The following is a 21,817-nucleotide window of genomic DNA, read 5'->3' as shown; positions in this document are numbered from 1 at the left end:
TGTCATAACGTTTTGCCTACCGGGTACAATAAGTAGCGGTCATCATAAAATTTTGTTTTGCTGTAAAACCAGGTGAGGATTGCATATTGATCATTCGCAAAATTTTTATCCGTTGCTTTCTTTTCGTCAAACTCTTTTTGCAATGCAGGTGATTCTGCTAACATTTTTTTTGCCATCGGTTCCATGATATAGGCTTCAATATATTCGGTACGCTGAAAAATGGCATCAAAAAATCCCCAGCTGAAATAAGAATCTTTAGAAACAGGTTCCAGTAATAACATCGCCAGGTCGCCCAATGGCTGATCAGTGGAAATATACACAGAGCCGGGAGGAAATAATTGTTTTCTCGTTTCAGATTTTGTGGTGCCGGTAACCTGTATATGCCCTTCAAATGGTTGTAGTATATGGCTATCGTCTTCAAACACATGATTGGTGATACGGTACATTTCTACCATTACTTCACGGGGTTCTTTTATGATATCCATTTTTATTCCGTGTAATTTTAATCTTGTTATCACCTCATCACAGGATGCAGGTACCCAATAACCTTTTGGCCTTGCTATAAAATCATAAGGTTCTGTTGATTTATAATCGGCAACGGTTGCTGTTACGGCTTTGCCCTGCCATTCCACATAGTCGGAATTGGTTACAGATGACTTACGAATTACCGCAGCAATTCCCAATAATTGTAAACTATCAGGGGCTGCCATTGTTGCGTCTGCAGCTGTGGGATTTGATCGGGTATCAAAGCTTACGGTATTTTTCATTTGCGGTACTTTCCATGCCATGGGCATTTTTGCAAGTCTTACTGCTTTATCCTTTTCAGTAATTTGTTTTAATGATGCTCCTTCTGTAGCTAAAATTTTTAAAGTGCTTTCCAATAAAACATAAGTGCCCAATACACGTTGCTTATAAGGTTTTAAAGAATGATTTTCCACCAGTATTGCTGCAAGGTGACGCAGGTCGCCATAGCTATCAGAGAATCTGGGGCCGCCGGTCGTTACAATATTTCCCTGTGAAAAATCACGGTCGTTGAATGCATTTAATAACGGACCGGGGATATGACCGCTGACAGTTAGATCTTTATCGGCAGTAAGTTTATAGGTATTCTCCAACCAATCCCGGATGTTGTTGGAGTAGCCTTGTTTACCAATGCCGCCAAAGGTAATGTCGTACTGGTAATCGGCACCGTCAGTAACATGAATATCCATATACAAAACAGGATCGTAGTCATTCATCACCTGTATCACCGACCTTATTTCTTTAGTGTCCAGCTTTGCATAATCCCTGTTGAGGTTTAAGTTTTGTGCATTGGTTCTCCAGCCTTGATTTTGCGGACCTCTTTGGTTAGGCCTGTTGTAAGGCGAAGAACGTTCATGTGCATCCACACTTAAAATGGGGATGAATAAAAAATTCACTTTGTCTAATAATGATCTTTTATTACCAAAAGCAATATCACGAAGCAACATCATGCCTGCATCTTTACCATCTATTTCTCCGGAGTGAATACCTGCCTGGGCCAGCAGCAATGGTTTGGTTGATTTTTTTAATGCAGCAGCTGTTATGTTTTTTTCTGCAGAAGCAATGATCATAAATATATCACGGCCTTCTACCGATTTACCAATAGAGATCATGGTTAATAGTGGCGAAGCATCTGCTAATTTTTTAAACCAGGCCATGGTTTCTTTGTAATCCGGTGTAGTTACAAAGCCTGATTTTTCAGTTGCTGTTATCCATGGATTATTTGCATTGGCAATTAATGCTTCACTCTTACCATGCCAGTCTATTACCGGAGGAAGAATGGATTGTGCTGTTGATGATAATACCAACAGAGTACAAATGGAATAAATTGCTAATCGTATTTTATTTAAGTGGCGCATGTTTTTTATTTCTAAAATTCATTTTATTGTTTAACTATTTATTCCAATAGGTTTTCTATTTTCCTGTTTTTCTTTCACTAAACTTTATTATTGTTCTTTAACTACCTCCTGATAACTTTTCCTTCTTTCATCACGAACTGAACGGTCCTGATTGCTTCAATATCAGTAAGAGGATTATTTTTAAGTGCAATAATATCTGCATAGTAAGATGGCGCTAATATCCCTCTCTCTTTTTCTATACCTAATAATTCGGCAGCATTCGTTGTCATACATTGTAAAATATAGGATGGTGGAATACCGGCTAACTTCCAGTTTTCTAAAATTTTAAGATTCGACTGCACCCGGTTTAAACCAGGCAGGTCAATAACGATGTCGGTGCCAAAAGCCATCCTGGTACCTATTGCATAAGCTCTTTTAAGCCTGTCTACATCTGTAATAACCCAGTTCTTCGCTTTAGCAGAATCAAATCCGTAGGCGTACCAATTGTCAAAAGCCAGGTCTGTACCTACTAAAAAAGTCCCCTTGTCTTTCATTAGCTGAAGTTGGGTGTTGTCTAAACCAAAACCATGTTCAATAGCAGCAGCGCCACCTAAAATTACATTAGTAGCTTCCTGCCCACCCATCTTTACATGAACCGTAACTTTTAATCCATATTTTTTTGCTTCAGCTACTGCCACTTTAATATCTTCAACATCATATATTCCATTGTCACCGGTTACCATCTTAATAACAGTTGCACCATTGTAGTAATTTTTCCGGATAGCTTTTACAATTTCCTCAGGAGTGTCCGCATCAATATATTCCCAATCCCAAAAATGTTCATGTTCCGGGTTAATTCCCCAGGACTGGCCACCATAAGGTGCAATGATTTTTCCGGCATAAACTATTGTTGGGCCTTGTATCCACCCGTTTTTGATAGCTTTAATAATGTCGGCTGTTGCGTAGTTTGCATCATTGCCAATTTCTTTAATGGTGGTAAAACCATTTTCTAAAAACTGTTTGGCAACAACTGAACCCCTTATGGCACGTAAAGCATTGCTTTCTGTAACATCAACATCATTCCAGTTTCGTTTTCTGTACGAGAGATTGCTTGTTATATGAACATGACAATCCATTAATCCGGGTAATACCCATGAATCAGAAAGGTCAATAACGGTATCTGTTTTATTAATTTTCAGATTTGATCCAACGTCTTTTATTTTCCCCTGCTGAATTATTATCACCTGGTTATCCAGCATCTTTCCGTTTCGGCTATCAAAAAAGTGCCCTGCTTTGATCACAGAATTTTGTGCTAAAAGATCAACAGAAAATACACTCAGCAGTGAGATAAGCAGGATTTTTATTTTTTGCATAATGAGGAGCTGTTTTACTTTTTTCACGATCAATAAAATGTATTCACAATAAATCTTCCTATAGCCTGCCACGCAGCTGAATAACGGGCATGAAATACGATATCAGAAAATAGAAAAGCTGAAAGCACGATCAAAGCGGGCATTAAGTTTTTCTTTTTCATAACATCATTTAAAAACAAAGCGGCAGCTACACTGGTTTTTATGTATAAAGCAATCAGGAAAATATAAGGTATAGGTACGCCTGGAAAATAGCTGACGATGATTCTGTTTATTGGCGGGCCAAGCATGATGATAGCCGTGGCAATCATAAAACGCATGTGCTTGTAAGGGTTCTTTCTACAATAGATGGCTAATGAATAAAACAATACAAACATCACTATTTGCATCCATGTTATGGATTGTGTGGCTATCACATCCGCAGCTGATTTTTTAAGAATGCCCGTTTGATAATTATACCTGGCTACTAATACCATTGACACAATCATACAGGGAGCAATCGCGTAACTTAATTTACCCAAAAAGCGATGTGTTGCAAATTTTTTCCTGTGTATCAAAATGGGTTGTAGCAGTAACAGCAGTATCCAACTGCCCATTAATGCTCCATGGATATGATGCAGCCAGTTATATTTTTGAAACACCGGAAATTCTTTTATATAAGTAGCATGAAATCCGATATGCACAATAATAAATACCAGTATCATCCCGAAAATAATATTCCGTGTTTTGATGGGAGCAGGCTGACTGATTTTATCTTGTAGCATTTTGTGAAATGTATTTACACGGCTTACTTCAAATACGTATTCAGCCAATTCACCCATAACTTGTCTCTTTCCATCTGTGTTACAGGGTCGCTTGCATTATGCGCAGGAATTGGCCAGGCTATAAATTTTGTGGTAGTGCCGTTGTCTACCAGTGTATGATATAACTTATAGGATTGCGTAACCGGTACTCTTGGGTCGGCGGTGTTGGCAAGGATAAGTGTAGGGGCTTTAATGTTCCTGGCTTCAGTAATGGGTGATTGAGCGATGTAATTCTTCATATTATCACCTGTAAAAGGCGATCCACCCAATGCACTTGCACGGCCCACATTAAAATCGCTGAAACTATATTGGTCCACCCAGTCAGTTACTGCAGCGCCTGCTACTGCTGCTTTCCAGCCACCGTAATGCCCTGCTAGCCAAACAGTCATAAAGCCACCATACGACCAGCCGCTTAGGCCGATCTTTGCAGTATCTATCATGCCTGTGGCTTTCAGTTTTTCCAATCCTGTCATTACATCCCTGCCCGGCCCTGCACCGGCATCCTGTACAATAGCAATTTTATATTCATTACCTAAATTATCGCTGCCCCTGTAATTGGGTTCAAACACAAAGTATCCTTCGTTAGCCAGTATTTGCGAAAATCTTGAAAACTGATCTACTGAGGCCGCATTGGGGCCACCATGTATCACCAGCACCAAGGGATATTTTTTGCCTTTTTCATAGTTGGCAGGGTAGGTTACAATGCCGCAATGTTTCCTGCCTTCATTGTCCCACCTGATGGTTTCAGTTTTGCCTAATGTCATTTTACTTACTTCGCTGTTGTAGTCGGTTAATTGAACAGGTTTTGAAGTAGTTGATGCCATGAAATATAATTCCACCGGCTTATTGGGTTCAGAACCTGTAAAAGCAATAGCGCTGGTTTTGCTTAAAGTAGCATCCAGCCAGAAACTCCAGGAAGGGCAGATATTTCCTAAATTAAGCGCTGTAGCCTTGCCGTCTGAACCCATGGTCCATAAAGATGTTTTATTGTCATCGTGCCCGCCTGTTAATATGGTTTTATTGTCGGGCATCCAGGCAGACAGGTACACGTCTCTGTTTAATGGTGTGGAAACGGGTTTACCTTCACCGCCATTGGCACCGGACAGCCAAAGTTCATTGATACTGCCATTTATATTTCCTATTTTATACCAATAAGAAATTTTACTGCCATCAGGAGAAAAATTCGGGTATGCCTCAAATTTAGTTCTTGTGGTTAATGGTTGGTAAGTTCCATCCGCAACAGTAAGCAGCTGGATAGTTCTGTTTTGCCCATCACCCGAATAGGCAGTGGCTACTTTTACAAACAAGATGGTTTTTCCATCTGGCGACCAGGAGAATGGAGAAGATGGGGCACTCGGGGGAATTACAATGGGTAAACTCCAGTCGCCATCGGTTAATCTTTTATTTTCTCCTGTGTTGGTATTTACCAGCCAGATATGTGCAGGCAATGGTTGACTGCCCACAAACATGTCATTATTGGTTACTTCAAAAGCTGTATAACCTTTTTCAATATCCTGTTTGTTTTTAGGTTCGTTAAGAGCTGCATAAGCAATATTGGCGGAGTTGGGGCTCCATGCAAAATGTTGCACGCCTTTAGGTGCTTTGGTAATTTGTTTTGCTTCGCCACCCTGCAGCGAAAGTAAATAGATCTGGTTGGTAATATCCCTGCCTTGGCCGGTCCGGGCTATAAACGCCAGTTGTTCGCCATTAGGCGACCACCGTGGGCTCGATACCGCAAACCTATCCTGCGTGAGTACCCGCTTTTTACCGGAAGCCACATCTACCAACACCAATTCGGCATTGAAACGGTTTTGAACATAATCGGGCCTGGACACCACTATCACAATGCTTTTGCCATCAGGTGATATTTGCGGATCGGAGACATTGACAAACTTTGCATAATCTGCTATTTCAAGCTTCTTCTGCGCCGGAAGCTGAAAAGAAAATGCCGTCACCAAAACGATAAATACAAGGATTGCTGGTTTAATTTTCATTTTATGTAAGGTTTGTTTTATTATAAAGTTTTAGCAGCATTATTTGATTTTTTAAATTGCCGGGTTACAAAATACATGACGCATACTATGGCAATAAAAATGATAGCAGACAATAACTCCCATTTACTTAAACTGCTCAGTAGCCAGCCAATGGCTGCAATACCAATTATAGGAGTCACTAATCCGCCGGGTGCCCTGAATGTTTTTTCTGATGTTTGTGGCCGCTTTCTTAATTTAATGGTAGCTAAAATAACAGCAAGATAAACCAGCAGTATAGCAGCACTGGCCAATACAGCCAATTGTTTAAAGCCGCCGGAAACAGAAAAAATAAAAATGAGTATAGTGTAGGTAATTAAAGCTAAATATGGTGTGGCATATCTGGGATGCACCTTACTGAGGAACTTTGGAAACATACCATTGTTGGCTCCTGCAAATAATGACCGTGGCGTACCCATCACATCGGCACTTACACATCCAAAGCAGGAGATAGCTGCAGTAAAAAGCAAAATTGTAGCCCCGGCCGGACCGATAATTGTTTCGGCTACGGCTGCCAGTGGTGCATCTTTAAACGACGCCATTCCGGCACCCAACACGCCTTGCGTTACAGTTTGTAACAGCATATAAACGATCAGTACTATGATGCCACCAATGAAAATACCCAGCGGTACAGTGCGTTTGGGGTTTTTAAATTCTCCGCTAACACCCAGCGAGGTTTCAAAACCAGCAAAGGCAAAAAATAAAATGAGCGCTGTGTCACCAAATGTTTTTAATGATGGAGCATGTTCCCAATGCAGGTTGGCAGCTTTTACATGGCTAAAACCAAAGATAATAATACCCAGCAGGGGTAATAACTTTATAATGGTAATCAGTTTCACCAAATCCATTCCTTCTTTTGCGCCACGGATATTTATCAGCAGCATAAAACCAAGTAATACAAAAGACAGTGCAGCACGGATCAATGGATGTAAAAAAACAGGAAACATGGCTGCGAGGGAATCCGCAATAATATTCATTAACGCAGCACTACCTAAAACATTCCAGCCAAAAAAGAACAACCAATTAATGATATAACCGGCAAAGTATCCGAACGCTGCTTCCACATAAGCATAGGAACCGCCGCTACTGGTAACCTTGCTGCCAATTTCGGCATAGCAAAGCATAATAGCAGCCAGCATAATACTACAGAATATGTAACCGGATATTGCAAAGGCACCCAGGGCAATACCTGCAATGGCGGGCAATGCAAATATGCCTGCACCAATGATGCCGTTTACAATGTTTAGTGCCAATCCCGGTATCCCTATTACCCGTTTTAATCCTTCGCCCGTTTTTTCAGTTACCATTTTGTTGGTTTGAGTAAGTAGAGGTATAATTTTTTATTTTGCCTCATTCGCTTTTAATACCCTCAAAAAATTTCCTCCTAAAATTTTTGTGATATCTGTTTTACTGTATCCTTTGTCTACTAACGCTTTTGTAATTAATGGATATGAGGTAACATCATCCAGTTGCTGCGGTGTTATATTGATGCCATCAAAGTCGGAACCAAGGCCAACATAATCAACACCAACCAGTTTTACTATATAATCAATATGATCGATGAGCTTAGATAAAGGAGGCCGCATGGCATTGGTCTCTTCGGTATATTTCTGGTAGAGATAATCCATGCTGTAAAAATCTCCCAGGTCCGCTTTCATCAGTGAGTCATTTTCAGCGGCATGTTTTTTCAGAAAAGCAATTTCCTTTCTCCCAAAACTGCTGTCAATAAAACCGGGATTAAAGTTGAGTTGAATAACACCACCGTTTTTTGCAATGGCTTTTATCTGGTCGTCTTTTAAATTGCGGCGGTGCGGTGTAAGATTGTATACACAGCTATGTGATGCCATAACAGGTTTGGTAGTTAAATTAATTACATCCCAAAATGTTTGTTCGCCAACATGGCTTACATCAATGATCATCCCGAGTTGATTCATTTTTTGTACCACCTGTTTTCCAAAATCAGTAAGTCCTTTATGTGGCAGCTGGGGGTTAGTAGTTTCATCTGCTGCACTGGTAGCCCATGATGGCGCAATATTATGTGTGAGTGTTAAATATCTTGCCCCACGTTTATACAATGCTTCTAATTTAGCCAGGTCATCTTCAATCATATGGCCACCCTCTACGCCAAACATAGCAGCTATCTTATGTTGCTTCACTGCTTTTAATAACTCCGCATAATTGGCCACTTGTACAATCTTACCGGGGTTACGTGCAGCTACTGCATCAAGACTATCCATTTCCCTGTTGGCAAAAGCATAAGGGTTCTTTGCATCGCCATCGCAATACACCGAAAATATTTGTACATCCAGTCCGCCTTTTTTCCATCGGGTCAAATCGCTGAGTGTTTTACCGGTAAGGTCTTTATCAAACACCATTCCTTTATCTGCTGCCTTCATCAGTATATCGTTATGGGTATCCACAACAATGGCTTTAGCATGAATTTTTTTATAGGATTGCGCAAACACTTGCTGCGATAGAATGATACTGATGAATAAAACTGTTTTTCTCATGTAACTAATTAAAGTATTTAAATAAAAACAAGATAACTTTTTTATAGGCTTTTCCCTCATGCTCCCTGTTTTAATTTATCCGTATTTATGTTAAGGGTAAAACAATAAACCATTTACAAAAAGCTTCCCATATGCCGATATGAACATTAAAAATGATTACGCTGTGCACAAGTATATACAAAACAAGAATTAAAGGGAATACCCACCGGCCTCTTTTTTGATGACGCTCTGCTATCATTAATACCACCAGGAGCGCATAAATAATTCCAATAGTGCATAAATAGGCAGCCAGGCTGGTTCCAAATGTATTCATGATGAATCGTACCAATGCCGGCTCAATAAATACGATTCCCGTTGCTACCATACCTCTTGCATGAAGATTGATATCATGCCGGTATCGTATGGCAATGTAATAAGCTGTTGCTAAAATAATGAGGTCTTTAAAAGGAACAAATAAACGGATGTCTAAATCCTCCTGGTCAATATTATGGCGGCTGTGCACCAGTAATATCACAGAAATAAAAATCAGGGGAAATACAACATAAGACAATTTACCGATCAACCGGTGCAAGGCTAACTTTTTCTTTCGTATCAGTAAAGGTTGTGTGATAAGCATGGCGATCCATAGTATTACCATGCTGGCATGAAAATGAAAATAGAAATTAAAATCAGCAGTACCATTAAAGAACTTTGCAAAATAAGAAGGCCAGAAACCCAGTACTACCAGTGCTATCAGCCCGATAAAATAGTAGCCGGAAATTTCAAAGCGTAGTTTTGGTTGACCAGGTTTCATGTTTTGATTTTATCAATCAATTTTACAGGCTGTTATTTCTTTTTCCAGCTTAATACAATTTCTGTAATAAATAAGGGAATCGTCCAGCTAAACCAGATTATTGCGGGGCCTCTCTCGTCAAATTTCTGCATCAGGCTGATAGCAATAGAAGAATCATTAAGAAAGCGGAAGGTTACAAACGCAAAGGTTACCACATAGCTTCTTATCATCCACTCCCTGTGCTGCTGTATGCGGCCACGCATTACCGAGATATACGCCATACCTGCCGTGCTGATCCATGCAAACGCCAGGGCCTGTAAACCCAGGGCCCAGGAAAAATTTACTCTTATGCCGCTTGTCCAGGCAAGATAAGTGGAGCAGGCCGCACCTGTTACAATAGCAATTAAATAAATGCGGCCCATCAGGCGGTGAGTAGTAAGGTACCTGTTACGAAATGCTTTCCAGAATTGAAAAGGCCCGATCAGCAAAGCAAGGATGCCGCAGGAAATATGCCCTATCAACGACCATTTAAAATTCCAGTACCGGCCAAAGGTTTCTTTATTAAAACCAAAATAAGGTATAGCATGCTGTATTACAAATTTGCCGGCAACTGCAATAAGCAATAATACAACCACCCATCTTACATAAGATTGACGCTGTTGCAGTGCTACCAGTTTTGATTGTGCCATAGTAATAAGTATTTATTGTTAATGAACCAGGTGCAATGGTTATTTTACTTTATGTGCTTCCATATCTATCTCAATAAGCTGATCATGTAAAGCCAGCCCTTTTACTTCTAACCAGGTACCCGTTGGAAATTGCTTTTTGTAAATGGAATTGCGGTAACCGGATACCTTGATGAATTCATCCATATTGGTGGTATAAATATTCTCTGCCACCACATCATCAATTGTATAGCCATAATGTTGTAATATCTTTTGCAGGTCGCTGTAGCAATTCTTCATTTGTAATTCCATATTGCCTGCGCCAATGATAGTTCCCGAGTCAGTCATACTTACTGCACCGGAAATTTTAAGGTCGTCACCAATTTTTACGGCATGGGTATAACCATATTCTTTTTCCAGTTTGGGGCGCAGGTTAAAATATTCAGGTGCTGCTGTGGCGGCTGGTTTTGCAGTAGTTTCAGTAGTTGCAGTTGTTTTGGTGTCTGCGGTATTGCAGCTTATAAATGATAGTGAAGCACTACACAGGAGTAATGCTGAAAAAGAAATTCTTTTCATTGTTTAAGGTTTGTGTTTAAAAAAATAGGGATCGTTTGCAGGGGAGGGGAATATTGTAAAGTTCTTACCTGTAGCAACTCCCGGTGAGTATATATCCATCTTTGTAGGATACATTTTTAGCATTTAACCGGACAAATTGTGCAGCATCAGGATAAATTCGTCATTTTACAAAAACCACAAACGAATTCTTTTTGGTCAATGCTATAAAAAATCACATTCCGTTTATCTTTATAAGCAAATGCACAAACCCCTTATCTCCCTGAAAGTAATTTTTACGCTTGCTGTACTCTGGTGGGGTTTAATTGCGAATGCACAAAAAACACCGGATTATGAAACCATCTCCACTGCACAGGGATTATCGCAGGGAATGATATTTGACATCCTGCAGGATAAAGAAGGCTTTATCTGGGTGGCCACCAAAAACGGGTTAAACCGCTACGATGGCTATAGTTTTAAAGTTTTTAGTAACGACCCCTACAATGTTCACAGTCTTAGCAGTAACACCCTTGTAAAATTATCCGAAGACTCAAAAGGCAGGCTATGGATAGGTACAGAAGATGCAGGTATAAATGTATATGATAAAAAGAGCGGCTTTTTTTTTCGCATTCAGAATATAGCGGCCGATGCGGCAAGTCTTTCCGGAAACGCAATAAGAAGTATAGCGGAACTGCCGGATGGCCGGGTACTTGTGGCAGTATATGGTGGCGGTTTCAATATTATTGATATGCCGGGTGATTTTTTTGACAAACCTTCTTCCCTGCACATAACAAGATTGAGGCTGCCTGGTAATACTGATGTATATGCTATGGGAAAAGATAAGAATGGTAATATGTGGATAGGAGGCTTTGATGGATCAGTGTACCGGTTTGACGCTGCTAAAAATATGTTTCTTACATTAAAGAACGGTCACCTGCTTAACGATGGGTATATCACCAAAGGAGGGGCAGTTCTTACCAGTACAAATTATTTTTTATCGGATGATACAGCAACATATCCGTTGTTTGATACCAGTAAAATTCCGGCAGGCAATATCCTCCTGCGGCCAAGGGGTGTTTTGTGGAGGAACCATTATCGTGAATTGTTTAAATATGATATAACCAAACGGGAGCCAGGCAAACCTTTACAATGGGATTTGCACTTTGCAGATAGTATGAGAGTGCTGTTTCCTTTTATCATTGATCGTTCGGGTATTGTATGGTCGGGTTCCATGGGGTATGGATTGCGTAAATACAATACCGATGGCAAATTCAACCAGCACCTGCTGGAAGGCTATAGTGTAAGATGGATAAAACCAGGCAAAGGCAATATCATTTACACCGGCGATTTTGGCTACAACTGGATAAAAATAAGTGAACAGGGAATTGAAAAAAATCCTTTTCATAAATTCCCTCAACTATCACAGGTAGATAATTTTTTAATCAGCAAAGCAGGTAAATACTGGTTTAAGTCAGAGGCAGAAGGATATAAGGGTTATTACGATTACGATCCTGTTTCCGGTAGGTTAACAAAGCATTTTGTATGTACCAATGAACCCAGCGGCGATAAACAACCCATGCTGGAAGATAGCAAAGGGTATATCTGGTTTTCAGTACGTGGCGGCCTCTTTAGAAGGATACAAGCTACTACCGGCAGCATAGATAGTTTTTCTATAAATGTAAACAATGTAAAACGGGGATCTTCCATTACCATTTGCACTGCTATTTATGAAGACGGGCAGGGTACTTACTGGATAGGTACGCAGGATGGTTTTGCAAAAGTTCAGTTTAATACCAGCGAAACAGTACTTGCGGTAAAATGGTATTATAATGAAGCCAATACCCGCAATTCGCTTAACTATAACCATGTATCCTGTTTTATGGATGACCCTGCTGAGCCCGATAAATATATATGGATATGCACCAAGGGTGGCGGATTAAACAGGATGAATAAAATTACCGGCAATTTTATTCATCTTACAACAAAGGATGGCCTGCCCGATGATGTACTCTATGGTACTTTGGCAGATGAAGCAAAAAATATCTGGGGCAGTACCAATAATGGTATCTTTTGTTTACTGGCAAATAACAACAAAGACAGTACCCGTTGGGAGTTCAGGAATTTTACAAAGGCATACGGACTACAGGGCGATGAATTTAATACCGGGGCCTATGCAAAATTACCCAATGGTAACCTGGCTTTTGGCGGAGTTAACGGGTTGAATATTTTTAACCCGAAAGAAATACTGGCAACCGGTTTTAAACCCAATGTGTTTATCACCAATATACTCATAAACAACACAACAGTAACAGCAGATGACAACACAGGGGTTTTACAAAATAATATTGAGCAAACACAAAGCATCACCTTAAATTATTTACAGGATATATTGACACTGGAATTTTCTTCACTTGACTTTACTGCACCTACTCAAAACAAATACCGGTATCAATTGGTGGGCATAGATAAAGTGTGGGTAGAAAGTGGGACACGACGTACGGCCACCTACCTGCACTTACCATCAGGCAAATATATTTTTAAAGTGCAGGGCAGCAACAGCCAGGGCATCTGGAACGATAAAATGGCTGAACTGCAAATTACTGTGTTGCCACCCTGGTGGCGCAGCTGGTGGGCTTATTTAACTTATATTTTGTTACTGGGTTTGGGCATCAGGGCTTATTTTAAATTTACTGTTAACAGGGCCAAATTAAAATCGCAATTAAATTTTGAACAAATTGAAGCAAAAAGAATAAAAGAACTGGATACCGTAAAAACACAGCTCTATACAAATATCACCCACGAATTTCGTACTCCGCTTACCGTTATACTGGGTATGGCGCAACAGGTAAAAATTAATCCGCAGGCGCATTTGCAAAATGGTATAGATATGATCATCCGTAACGGGCAAAACCTGCTTAACCTGGTAAATGAAATGCTCGACCTATCAAAACTGGAAACAGGTAAAATGCAACTGCAACTGGTAAACGGCGATGTAATTAATTTCCTGCGGTATATAGTGGAATCTTTTCAGTCGCTGGCCGAAAGCCAGCAAAAGCAACTGCATTTTTTGGCAGAAATGGATACCTTATATATTGCGTATGACCCTGAAAAAGTAAGACAGATCATTGCCAACCTGTTGTCCAATGCATTAAAATTTACACCGGAAAAAGGAAATATCTACATCACGGTAAGTGAAAGTAGTTCGCAAAAAGATAAATTGAAATCAACGGTCATCATCAAGGTAAAGGATACAGGAGTGGGCATACCGGAAAGTCAGTTACAAAATATCTTCGACAGATTTTATCAACTGGATAACAGCCATACACGAAAAACAGAAGGCACCGGTATTGGCCTGGCTTTAACAAAAGAACTGGTGAAACTAATGGAGGGAGAAATTACGGTCAAGAGCCCGCCTACAGGTGCTACAAAAGGAACCGAATTTACTGTGGTACTACCGTTAAAAAAATTACCTGCTGCAGATGAGGCTATTGAGCATGCCCCTGCAAAAGACATGTATGCAGCCACCGTAAACCTCAACAATACAACTACAGTAACTGATGAAAAGCAGGATTCCGGAAAGCCACTGATCTTATTGGTGGAAGACAATGCTGACGTTGTGGCCTACACGGCATCCTGCCTGCCCGATTACCGGCTTGCTGTAGGTAAAGATGGAAGAGAAGGGTTTGAAATAGCAAAAGAAATCATTCCTGATTTAATTATTACCGATGTAATGATGCCCTTTGTAGATGGATTTGAATTGTGCAGGCAGTTACGTGGCGATGAGCATACCAGTCATATTCCCATCATAATGCTTACCGCAAAGGCCGATATGGAAAGCAAAATGGAAGGCCTGCAGCAAGGTGCAGATGTATACCTGGAAAAGCCCTTTAACAGGGAAGAATTATTGATACGCATAAAAAAATTGCTGGAGCTGCGGCAAGCCCTGCAACACTACTACCTTAAAAAAGCAGGATTAAATATTGGGGCCTCGCCTGAGCCAATAACTGCCGAAACTAATGGCAGTAATACTACAACTGAAGATGATTTTGTAAAAAAAGTAAGAGAAGCGGTGGAACAACACATAACTGAAACTGATTTTACTGTAGAGCAACTATGTAAACTGGTTTTCATGAGCCACTCACAACTGCACCGTAAACTGGATGCACTAACAGGTTGTTCACCCAATAAATTCATTCGTATGATTCGTTTGAACAAGGCCAAAGAATTATTGAGAGACCCGCTTAATAGTATAGCTTCCATTGCATTGGAATGCGGCTATAACGATCCCGGCTATTTTGCCAGAATATTTAAGCAGGAGCATGGGGTAACGCCACAGGAATGGAGAACGAACACTTAACTAAAAGCGATAAAAATACCCGGGCATAAAAACTTTATTTTAAAAAATCAACTGCATTAATATTTAATAAGGCCATTTAAAAAAAGTTGTAATTTCATCTTTAAATATTTTAGCTTGATGAAAAGGGTATTTGTTTTTTCAGCAGCCGTTTTTTTATTGGCATGCAATGGATCAGGTGGCGAAAATAATGCAGCAGCACCAACAATCGGTAACAGCCAGACAGCGCTCAACACCCCTCCTGGTGCCACTTCGCCATTACCTACAAGAATTTTTGTTGAAGGGAGCCCCATCGATCTGGGAGGTACCGCACTCTTACAAAAAGATAAAGAAAAATTGCAGCCGGGTGCCGATTACCTGGTTACTTTTACAGCACCGGGTGGCGCTACAAGTAAAGCCAGTTTAATATTAAATTTTTTAATGGCGCTTAAACCCGGCACTTACCCTATTGTAGGTATGAATTTTAAAAGGCCCGGCAATCGGTATACAGAAATATATGGCGAAGAAGCAGGCGCTAAACCTAAGCTCACCAACTATAAAGTAAACATTACTGAATGTAAAGATTTAGGCGATAACCACCAGGGTGGCCACAAATGGAGTATCAGCGGAACATTTGATGAACTGGTTATTCCTGCAATGCCCATAATGCTGGCGAGTAAAACCAGGCACCATCCGGTGGAAATAAAAATACAAAGGGGCACTTTTACCAATGTTACTTTTGATGATAACTGGGAACAAATGGTACAACAGGAAATGGATAAAACAAAAAAATAAATCAGTATAAATATTTTTCAAAGGCGCAGTACTACACTGCGCTTGTTTATTCTATAACTTAGTGATTAAAGCAAAATCTGCACAATACGGAGAGCTACTCCGGACAACGAGTATTGCATTAGGCCCATCATCATTTACCTATGCCGGTCAAATCGTTTGGAAAAATATTTCGGCAATGACTCACAAACCTAATAAAGATAACATGGTGTATATACGCTAGCATTAGAATTAGAAAAACTATGCCAGAAAGCTTTGAACCTTACCTGGCAGCATATTCATCCGGCAGAAATGAAGACGCTGGCTGAACAGGGTAAGAAGGCGGATAAGAGAGGTAATTAGGTACTACTACGTATATAAAGCAGGTGATAACCTCAATACTTAGCATTATAAAGAACAATACTTTTGTTAAAAGAAAAAAGCGGGTAATACAATTAACCTGTAGAATATTTTTACTGTAAAGGCTAAACGCACTAGAACCAGCCAGTAAAAATATGGTGAACAATATAGAGGTATAAAAAGTTTTAAAAAAGAACATTTAAAATATTGTTTATTCAAAAACTTCGTATACTTTTATTTTAGAGTTGATAAAAATATGTTTTAATAACAGTGTAGCCAACACTACATATAGAATAAGTGCCCATAGAAAAAAAATCAACCTTCGGTCCTAACGAAACAATTATCTGAAACAAATCTGGAAGTTCATAGGTCTGCTGTAATTGCAGTGTACTGAAGTGTTCAAAATTAATGCAGTTATGCAAATACTATTGTATTGCATATAAGTATTGAACCAATGAAACTATTTTAATTGGCCGGGCTTAACAGTTATCTGGATTTCTGACGCACTTATCTTGGAAAATGGCACAGTTACTAAGTTAATGTAGGAGTATTGATTACGGATAGATAATTTGCGACAGATCAGGCATTTGGGAAAAACAACAGAAAATGCTGAGGTTTTTCACAAGGTTAAATCAATCCTAATAAAAACCTTTGTAAAACAATTAAACCAACTACCTTATGAGTCGTACCCGGCTCTTTATATTAATACTGCTTATTGGTACCTCGTATAGTAGCGAAGGCCAAACAGATTCTGTATTGCAATCTCTGCAACAGGTTCCTTTAAAATACATACATCAGGTAGATAAAAAAATAGACAAATACAGCAACCGCATTGCCAATAAAACTGAAAAAACATTAACCAAACTCAGCAAATGGGAAAATAAAATCCACAGCCTTTTGCTGAAAGTAAATCCCGAAGCCGCCCAACGCCTCTTTGCCAATAATCAACTCACGTTTGCGGCAGCATTAGAAAAATATAAGAAAGGCGAAGCTGTGGATGCGGCGCAAAGAATGAAATATGACGAATACAGGGATAAACTAACCACTAGTTTAGGCTACTTAGAGCAGCAAAAAGAAAAACTGGATGAAAAACTAATTGCCCCGGTAAAAAAAGCCAAACAAAAAACAGAAGAACTGGAAGAACAGGAAACCGGTAGTGAAGCAATGCAACAGTTCATTAAAGAACGGAGAAAGCAATTAATGGATCAGGCGCTGCAATACCTGGGCAATAATAAATACCTGCAAAAGATATCCAAAGAAAATTACTACTACATAGAGACCCTGAAAAATTACAAAGCCATTTTTAACGATAAAAAGAAAGCAGAAGAAACAGCGCTTACTATCTTAAACAAGATACCTGCCTTTACAAAATTTGTGCAGCAGAATGGTATGCTGGCAAAACTATTTGGCTCTCCATCTGGTAGCGGCGCAACGCCAAATCTATCTGGCTTACAGACAAGGGCCAGTGTAAACGCTTTAATACAGGAACAGATTGCAGCCGGAGGCCCCAACGCCCGTGAACAAATTATGCAAAACATCCAGTCGGCTCAGGCAGAACTGAATAAATTAAAAGATAAAGTACTAAAGGCTCGTGGTAACAATACTGAGATACCCGATTTTAAACCTAATCAAACCAAAACACAAACCTTCAAACAACGGTTGGAATTCAGCAACAATTTTCAGTTTGCAAAAAACAACAGCCTTGTGCCCACTACTGCAGATATTGGATTAAGCCTTGGCTATAAATTGAATGACAAGTCAGTTATCGGCCTTGGCGCTAGCTACAAAATGGGGTTAGGTAGCATTCAACATATCAGCATCAGCCACCAGGGTATTGGCCTGCGGAGTTTTGTAGACTGGAAACTGAAAAAACAGTTTTACCTAAGCGGTGGATACGAAATGAATTACAATGCAGCCTTTAAAAATATTCAGCAGTTGCAATCTTTTAATGATTGGCAAAATGCCGGACTGGTAGGATTGACTAAGAAGATAACTGTAAAAACCAAGTGGACGAAGGGAACAAAGCTGCAATTGTTGTATGATATGCTGGCGAGGCAGCATGTGCCGGTAACACAGCCGGTGCTGTTTAGAATCGGATATGATATAAAGTGAGGGAAAGAAATAAACAAAGAAATAATTAAAATGAATTTTGAGATTTTAAAAACTGAATTCAAATAATACAGAATTACAAAAGAATATTATGAGAAAAGCTTTCAACAAATATTTTCTGACATGCTGCTTTTTGTTTGCAGGCAATCATTTTCTATTTGCTCAAGGGCCAACAAATACCGACCCTAATAAAGGATTTGTAAATGTCAATATACCCAAGGCACCAGAATCTGCGGCTTTTGAAAGATATGGTAATACCCAGGTAAGTGAATTTACCGGCACTACGAATATCAGCATCCCGATATATAACCTAAAAAGTAGGTTTTTAGAATCGCCTATAGCAATATCCTATCAGTCAAACCCCGTTAGAGTAAACCAGGAAGCTTCTTGGGTAGGCTTAGGGTTTGACCTTAATGCAGGAGGCCGAATAACAGTAGAAACCCGTGGGGCTATTGATTTTTGTAATCTTTCCTATTTTTTAGGAAGTCAAACCACGTTGGCCTCTGGAATGAGCCAGATATTTTCACGATTGGGTAATTCGGGTGAAAATTCCATATTTACGCCTGCAACTTTTTGTGAACCTAATATAGGTAATTGTCCAGATCCTAATTTTTATAACGGACAGGCCATTTCAGACATGACTCAATTTGGTCTTGGGGAACCAGATATTTTCCGGGCTAATTTTCTTGGGCATTCGCTGACTTTTTATGTTGATAAAATAAGTGGGGATATTAAATTTATTGGCGAAAAGAGTTTTTGTTTTATTACTTATACTGTAGATGCTCATAATATTACAAAGTGGTCAATAAAAGATACTGAAGGCAATACCTATTTGTTTGAACAGGCTGAAACTACCACCAATACTTTAACAGGTTCGCCGGTAGTACCTTCTACATCAACTTCTGCATGGCTGCTTACTAAAGTGCTTCACCCAACAGGAGATTATATTCAGTACAGCTATACTAATTTTGGTCCCGTTGTGCCTGCATTTACAATGAATACCTCAATTGATTATGAAATCAATACAGCAACTACAACTGCTGCTAGTGAAACATACCAAAACATTAATATCCAGAATACCTATTACCTCACCCGAATGGAAACTTCTACCGTTGCTGTTGATTTTGTTTTGGATACGAGAACAGATTTATATGGCCTTGGTAGCAGGAAACTAAGCCAGGTTAAAGTTACAGACAAGCTAACAAATACAGTTAAAAAGACTTGTACATTCAATTACAGTTATTTTCAAGCCTCTATCAATGCCAGTAGCCGAACCTATTTAAATAGTCTCTTCTACTCATTACCAAATAATATGGACCAACTTGAATATCTGAAGACCTCTAATTCAAGACTAAAATTAAATAGTGTTACCATTAGTAACGGTACAAGTGCACAAACCCCTTACACATTTACTTATAATGAGAATGCAATTGATAAATATTCGTTATCGCAGGACCATTGGGGATATAACAATGGTGTGGCTAATGGAACCAACGGTTATGGTTTCACTCACCTCATACCTTACACATTGCTTGGCAACTCATATATTTTTAATCAGGGCTTTCTGAATGGCATTGGTGGAGGTTCACTAATTGGATTTAACAGGGAATGCGATGGAAATGCTATGCAGGCAATGATGTTGACAGAAATTGGTTATCCCACGGGCGGTAGAACTGAATTCACTTATGAACCACATCAGTCAACAATGGCGCCTACTACGGCTATTACGGGAGGAGGATTAAGAGTAAAAACAATAAAAAATTATATTGGAACCCAGTTGGTGGGTACGAAAGAATATAGTTATTCCGGCGGCAAATATATGGGTGCCATAAAATACCTGACTTCTGAAAGTCCATTAGGTGCCTGTAATTCAAGCCCACAATCACCACACCTGAAATTAACTACCAGCGGTGCCGTAAATGCAAATGATATGCTAGTAGGATACAGTCAGATATCAGTTATTGAAAAAGATAATGCAGGGCAGCCTAATGGCTCTGTAGTTAAAACATTTAATACAGTTACTGCTTCATCAAATTATTCAAATAACGGTGCAGGTGTTGATATTGCGCCACCTTATTTATCACCAAATGAAACAGTTCCTCCCTATATATCGCCGTGGATACCCCAAAATTATGCCCTATGGCTTGATATGAGTAATAAATTATTTCCACCCACACCTTCTATGAATCTTGAAGGGAAATTAATGGGAGAAAAATATTATGATAACAGTAACACGCTTTTAAAATCTGTTGACTATACTTATCATTTGGCGAACTATACCAATAATTTTTATGATGTAAAAGCGATACAGAACCGTGACGGAGGATTTAATTATCCATCGTGTTCGGGTGGTCCGAATGGAGGGGCTGGCTCGGGAGGGTTACGACCCGTAAACTTATTTGTTTCGCCTGCTAAATCTTTTAACGCTCAGATGGATTCAAAAGTAGAAACAACGTATTCAAACGGCAACACTTTAACAAACACTTCAACATACACTTACGATTCTTTTAATCAACTTAAAACTTCTCAGACAACGAGCTCTGATGGAACAAATAAAACAATTACCTACTCTTATCCTAATGATAATTTACCGGCATATGTTTTCTTAATGGCCGCCCATAAGTATTCTACTATTATTTCTACAACAGAGACACACAATGGCAATACGGCTAATGTTGTAAAAAGTAATTATTTCCAACCTTCTACTGGCGTTTTTGTACCTCAAAGTGTACAGGAACAAATTGCAGGCAATCCAATAGAAACAAGGGAAAACTATAATGCATATGATGCCTATGGAAATCTTCTGGAAAAACAAAAGCCTAACGGAATAAAAGAAACTTTTTTATGGGGTTATGATAAGCAATACCCTGTAGCAACTGTAACCGGTGCAGATTATGCTACCGCCTCAGGCCTGGTAGACCTTTCAGTGCTTAATGCTCCCGCAAGTGATGACGCATTAAGAACTGAATTAAATAAAATCAGAACCGGACTCCCCAATGCGCTGGTAACAAGTTACACGTATGATAATGTTTATGGCCTGACTTCAATTACCGATCCACGGGGCCGCATTACCTATTACAATTACGACGGGTTAGGCCGATTGGCACTCATAAAAGATCACGATAATAATATCCTCAAGAAAATCTGCTATAATTATGCCGGGCAACCTGAAAACTGTACTATTTGTACTAATTTTTCGCCTATTTGGCAAAACACCACAACACCACTACGTTGCCAACTTGATGCAACGGGCCAAAACACAGGTTACCAGGAACAAGAGCAGGTAAATGTAAATACCTGTAGTAATACCCCGCCACTTTATAATGATAAACGGTGGGTGCAGGTAGCACAAAATCCAACAGCCTGTCCGCTTCCGGTGTATGTTAATTTAACTTCAACTAATACCAATAGTGCTCCTGGTTTTACAGCAAGTTATTACAATACTACAACAGGGTTCACTTATAATTTTGCCATTTCAACAGCATCCGGTCTCCAAACTTTGGGTACAGTGCCCGCGGGTAATTACACCCTTACCATAGCAAAACCTGGCAGTAATATGAGTATGACCTTTAAATCGGGTTGTTTTAAACAGACCATTGTAGGTACATCAGCTACATTCTTCAACGTAGGCGTGTCTACCAGTACCTGTAATTCTATTACTATATCAAACAATGTAGAATAAA

The 21,817-nt window shown here is 39.5% G+C and carries 13 protein-coding genes; 4 read left to right on the top strand and 9 right to left on the bottom strand.

Features of this window, described 5'->3' with window-relative positions; all coding sequences use genetic code 11:
• Positions 1–2: 2 nt before the first annotated feature.
• From ACYVM0_RS24585 to ACYVM0_RS24545, 9 genes are all read right to left on the bottom strand, one after another.
• Entirely contained in the window at positions 3–1,880 is a 1,878-nt protein-coding gene (locus tag ACYVM0_RS24585; RefSeq protein WP_460561678.1) for a M14 family metallopeptidase, read from the bottom strand.
• 101 nt (positions 1,881–1,981) lie between these two features.
• Positions 1,982–3,232, bottom strand: a complete 1,251-nt coding sequence (locus ACYVM0_RS24580) for an amidohydrolase family protein (RefSeq protein ID WP_460561676.1) — start codon at positions 3,230–3,232, stop codon at positions 1,982–1,984.
• 29 nt (positions 3,233–3,261) lie between these two features.
• Entirely contained in the window at positions 3,262–3,993 is a 732-nt protein-coding gene (locus tag ACYVM0_RS24575) for a hypothetical protein (RefSeq protein WP_460561673.1), read from the bottom strand.
• A gap of 23 nt (positions 3,994–4,016) precedes the next feature.
• Complete coding sequence (locus ACYVM0_RS24570) at positions 4,017–6,026, bottom strand: S9 family peptidase (protein WP_460561671.1); 2,010 nt, start codon at positions 6,024–6,026, stop codon at positions 4,017–4,019.
• Positions 6,027–6,046: 20 nt separating this feature from the next.
• Positions 6,047–7,369, bottom strand: coding sequence for an APC family permease (locus ACYVM0_RS24565; protein WP_460561669.1), 1,323 nt, complete (start codon positions 7,367–7,369; stop codon positions 6,047–6,049).
• A gap of 33 nt (positions 7,370–7,402) precedes the next feature.
• Positions 7,403–8,572, bottom strand: a complete 1,170-nt coding sequence (locus ACYVM0_RS24560; protein WP_460561667.1) for a dipeptidase — start codon at positions 8,570–8,572, stop codon at positions 7,403–7,405.
• An 85-nt stretch (positions 8,573–8,657) separates the two neighbouring features.
• Complete coding sequence (locus ACYVM0_RS24555; protein ID WP_460561665.1) at positions 8,658–9,365, bottom strand: hypothetical protein; 708 nt, start codon at positions 9,363–9,365, stop codon at positions 8,658–8,660.
• Between the two features lie 32 nt (positions 9,366–9,397).
• Entirely contained in the window at positions 9,398–10,033 is a 636-nt protein-coding gene (locus ACYVM0_RS24550; protein WP_460561663.1) for a DUF2306 domain-containing protein, read from the bottom strand.
• Positions 10,034–10,072: 39 nt separating this feature from the next.
• Positions 10,073–10,585: a RidA family protein gene (locus ACYVM0_RS24545; RefSeq protein ID WP_460561661.1), complete on the bottom strand. Its 513-nt coding sequence runs from the start codon at positions 10,583–10,585 to the stop codon at positions 10,073–10,075.
• 238 nt (positions 10,586–10,823) lie between these two features.
• Between ACYVM0_RS24545 and ACYVM0_RS24540 the strand changes: the two genes are divergently transcribed.
• The 4 genes from ACYVM0_RS24540 to ACYVM0_RS24525 all read left to right on the top strand — a co-directional run bounded on the left by ACYVM0_RS24540 (position 10,824) and on the right by ACYVM0_RS24525 (position 21,816).
• Positions 10,824–14,918, top strand: coding sequence for a hybrid sensor histidine kinase/response regulator transcription factor (locus ACYVM0_RS24540; RefSeq protein ID WP_460561659.1), 4,095 nt, complete (start codon positions 10,824–10,826; stop codon positions 14,916–14,918).
• A gap of 117 nt (positions 14,919–15,035) precedes the next feature.
• Positions 15,036–15,689: a hypothetical protein gene (locus ACYVM0_RS24535; RefSeq protein ID WP_460561657.1), complete on the top strand. Its 654-nt coding sequence runs from the start codon at positions 15,036–15,038 to the stop codon at positions 15,687–15,689.
• Between the two features lie 1,014 nt (positions 15,690–16,703).
• Positions 16,704–18,137, top strand: a complete 1,434-nt coding sequence (locus ACYVM0_RS24530) for a hypothetical protein (RefSeq protein WP_460561655.1) — start codon at positions 16,704–16,706, stop codon at positions 18,135–18,137.
• Positions 18,138–18,225: 88 nt separating this feature from the next.
• Positions 18,226–21,816 (top strand): RHS repeat domain-containing protein, encoded by a 3,591-nt coding sequence (locus ACYVM0_RS24525; protein ID WP_460561653.1) that lies wholly within the window; start codon positions 18,226–18,228, stop codon positions 21,814–21,816.
• The last annotated feature ends 1 nt before the right edge of the window (position 21,817 follow it).

This window comes from Ferruginibacter profundus (assembly GCF_054783275.1).
The sequence above is the reverse complement of the archived record's forward strand: the minus strand, read 5'-3'. Positions and strand labels throughout refer to the sequence as shown.

What these genes read in the sequence shown, in the direction of transcription:
- ACYVM0_RS24560 (WP_460561667.1), bottom strand. Translation starts at nt 8,572, where the DNA reads ATGAGAAAAACAGTTTTATTCATCAGTATCATTCTATCGCAGCAAGTG.
- ACYVM0_RS24525 (WP_460561653.1), top strand. Translation starts at nt 18,226, where the DNA reads ATGAGAAAAGCTTTCAACAAATATTTTCTGACATGCTGCTTTTTGTTT.
- ACYVM0_RS24540 (WP_460561659.1), top strand. Translation starts at nt 10,824, where the DNA reads ATGCACAAACCCCTTATCTCCCTGAAAGTAATTTTTACGCTTGCTGTA.
- ACYVM0_RS24545 (WP_460561661.1), bottom strand. Translation starts at nt 10,585, where the DNA reads ATGAAAAGAATTTCTTTTTCAGCATTACTCCTGTGTAGTGCTTCACTA.
- ACYVM0_RS24575 (WP_460561673.1), bottom strand. Translation starts at nt 3,993, where the DNA reads ATGCTACAAGATAAAATCAGTCAGCCTGCTCCCATCAAAACACGGAAT.
- ACYVM0_RS24530 (WP_460561655.1), top strand. Translation starts at nt 16,704, where the DNA reads ATGAGTCGTACCCGGCTCTTTATATTAATACTGCTTATTGGTACCTCG.
- ACYVM0_RS24570 (WP_460561671.1), bottom strand. Translation starts at nt 6,026, where the DNA reads ATGAAAATTAAACCAGCAATCCTTGTATTTATCGTTTTGGTGACGGCA.
- ACYVM0_RS24535 (WP_460561657.1), top strand. Translation starts at nt 15,036, where the DNA reads ATGAAAAGGGTATTTGTTTTTTCAGCAGCCGTTTTTTTATTGGCATGC.
- ACYVM0_RS24580 (WP_460561676.1), bottom strand. Translation starts at nt 3,232, where the DNA reads ATGCAAAAAATAAAAATCCTGCTTATCTCACTGCTGAGTGTATTTTCT.
- ACYVM0_RS24585 (WP_460561678.1), bottom strand. Translation starts at nt 1,880, where the DNA reads ATGCGCCACTTAAATAAAATACGATTAGCAATTTATTCCATTTGTACT.
- ACYVM0_RS24555 (WP_460561665.1), bottom strand. Translation starts at nt 9,365, where the DNA reads ATGAAACCTGGTCAACCAAAACTACGCTTTGAAATTTCCGGCTACTAT.
- ACYVM0_RS24565 (WP_460561669.1), bottom strand. Translation starts at nt 7,369, where the DNA reads ATGGTAACTGAAAAAACGGGCGAAGGATTAAAACGGGTAATAGGGATA.
- ACYVM0_RS24550 (WP_460561663.1), bottom strand. Translation starts at nt 10,033, where the DNA reads ATGGCACAATCAAAACTGGTAGCACTGCAACAGCGTCAATCTTATGTA.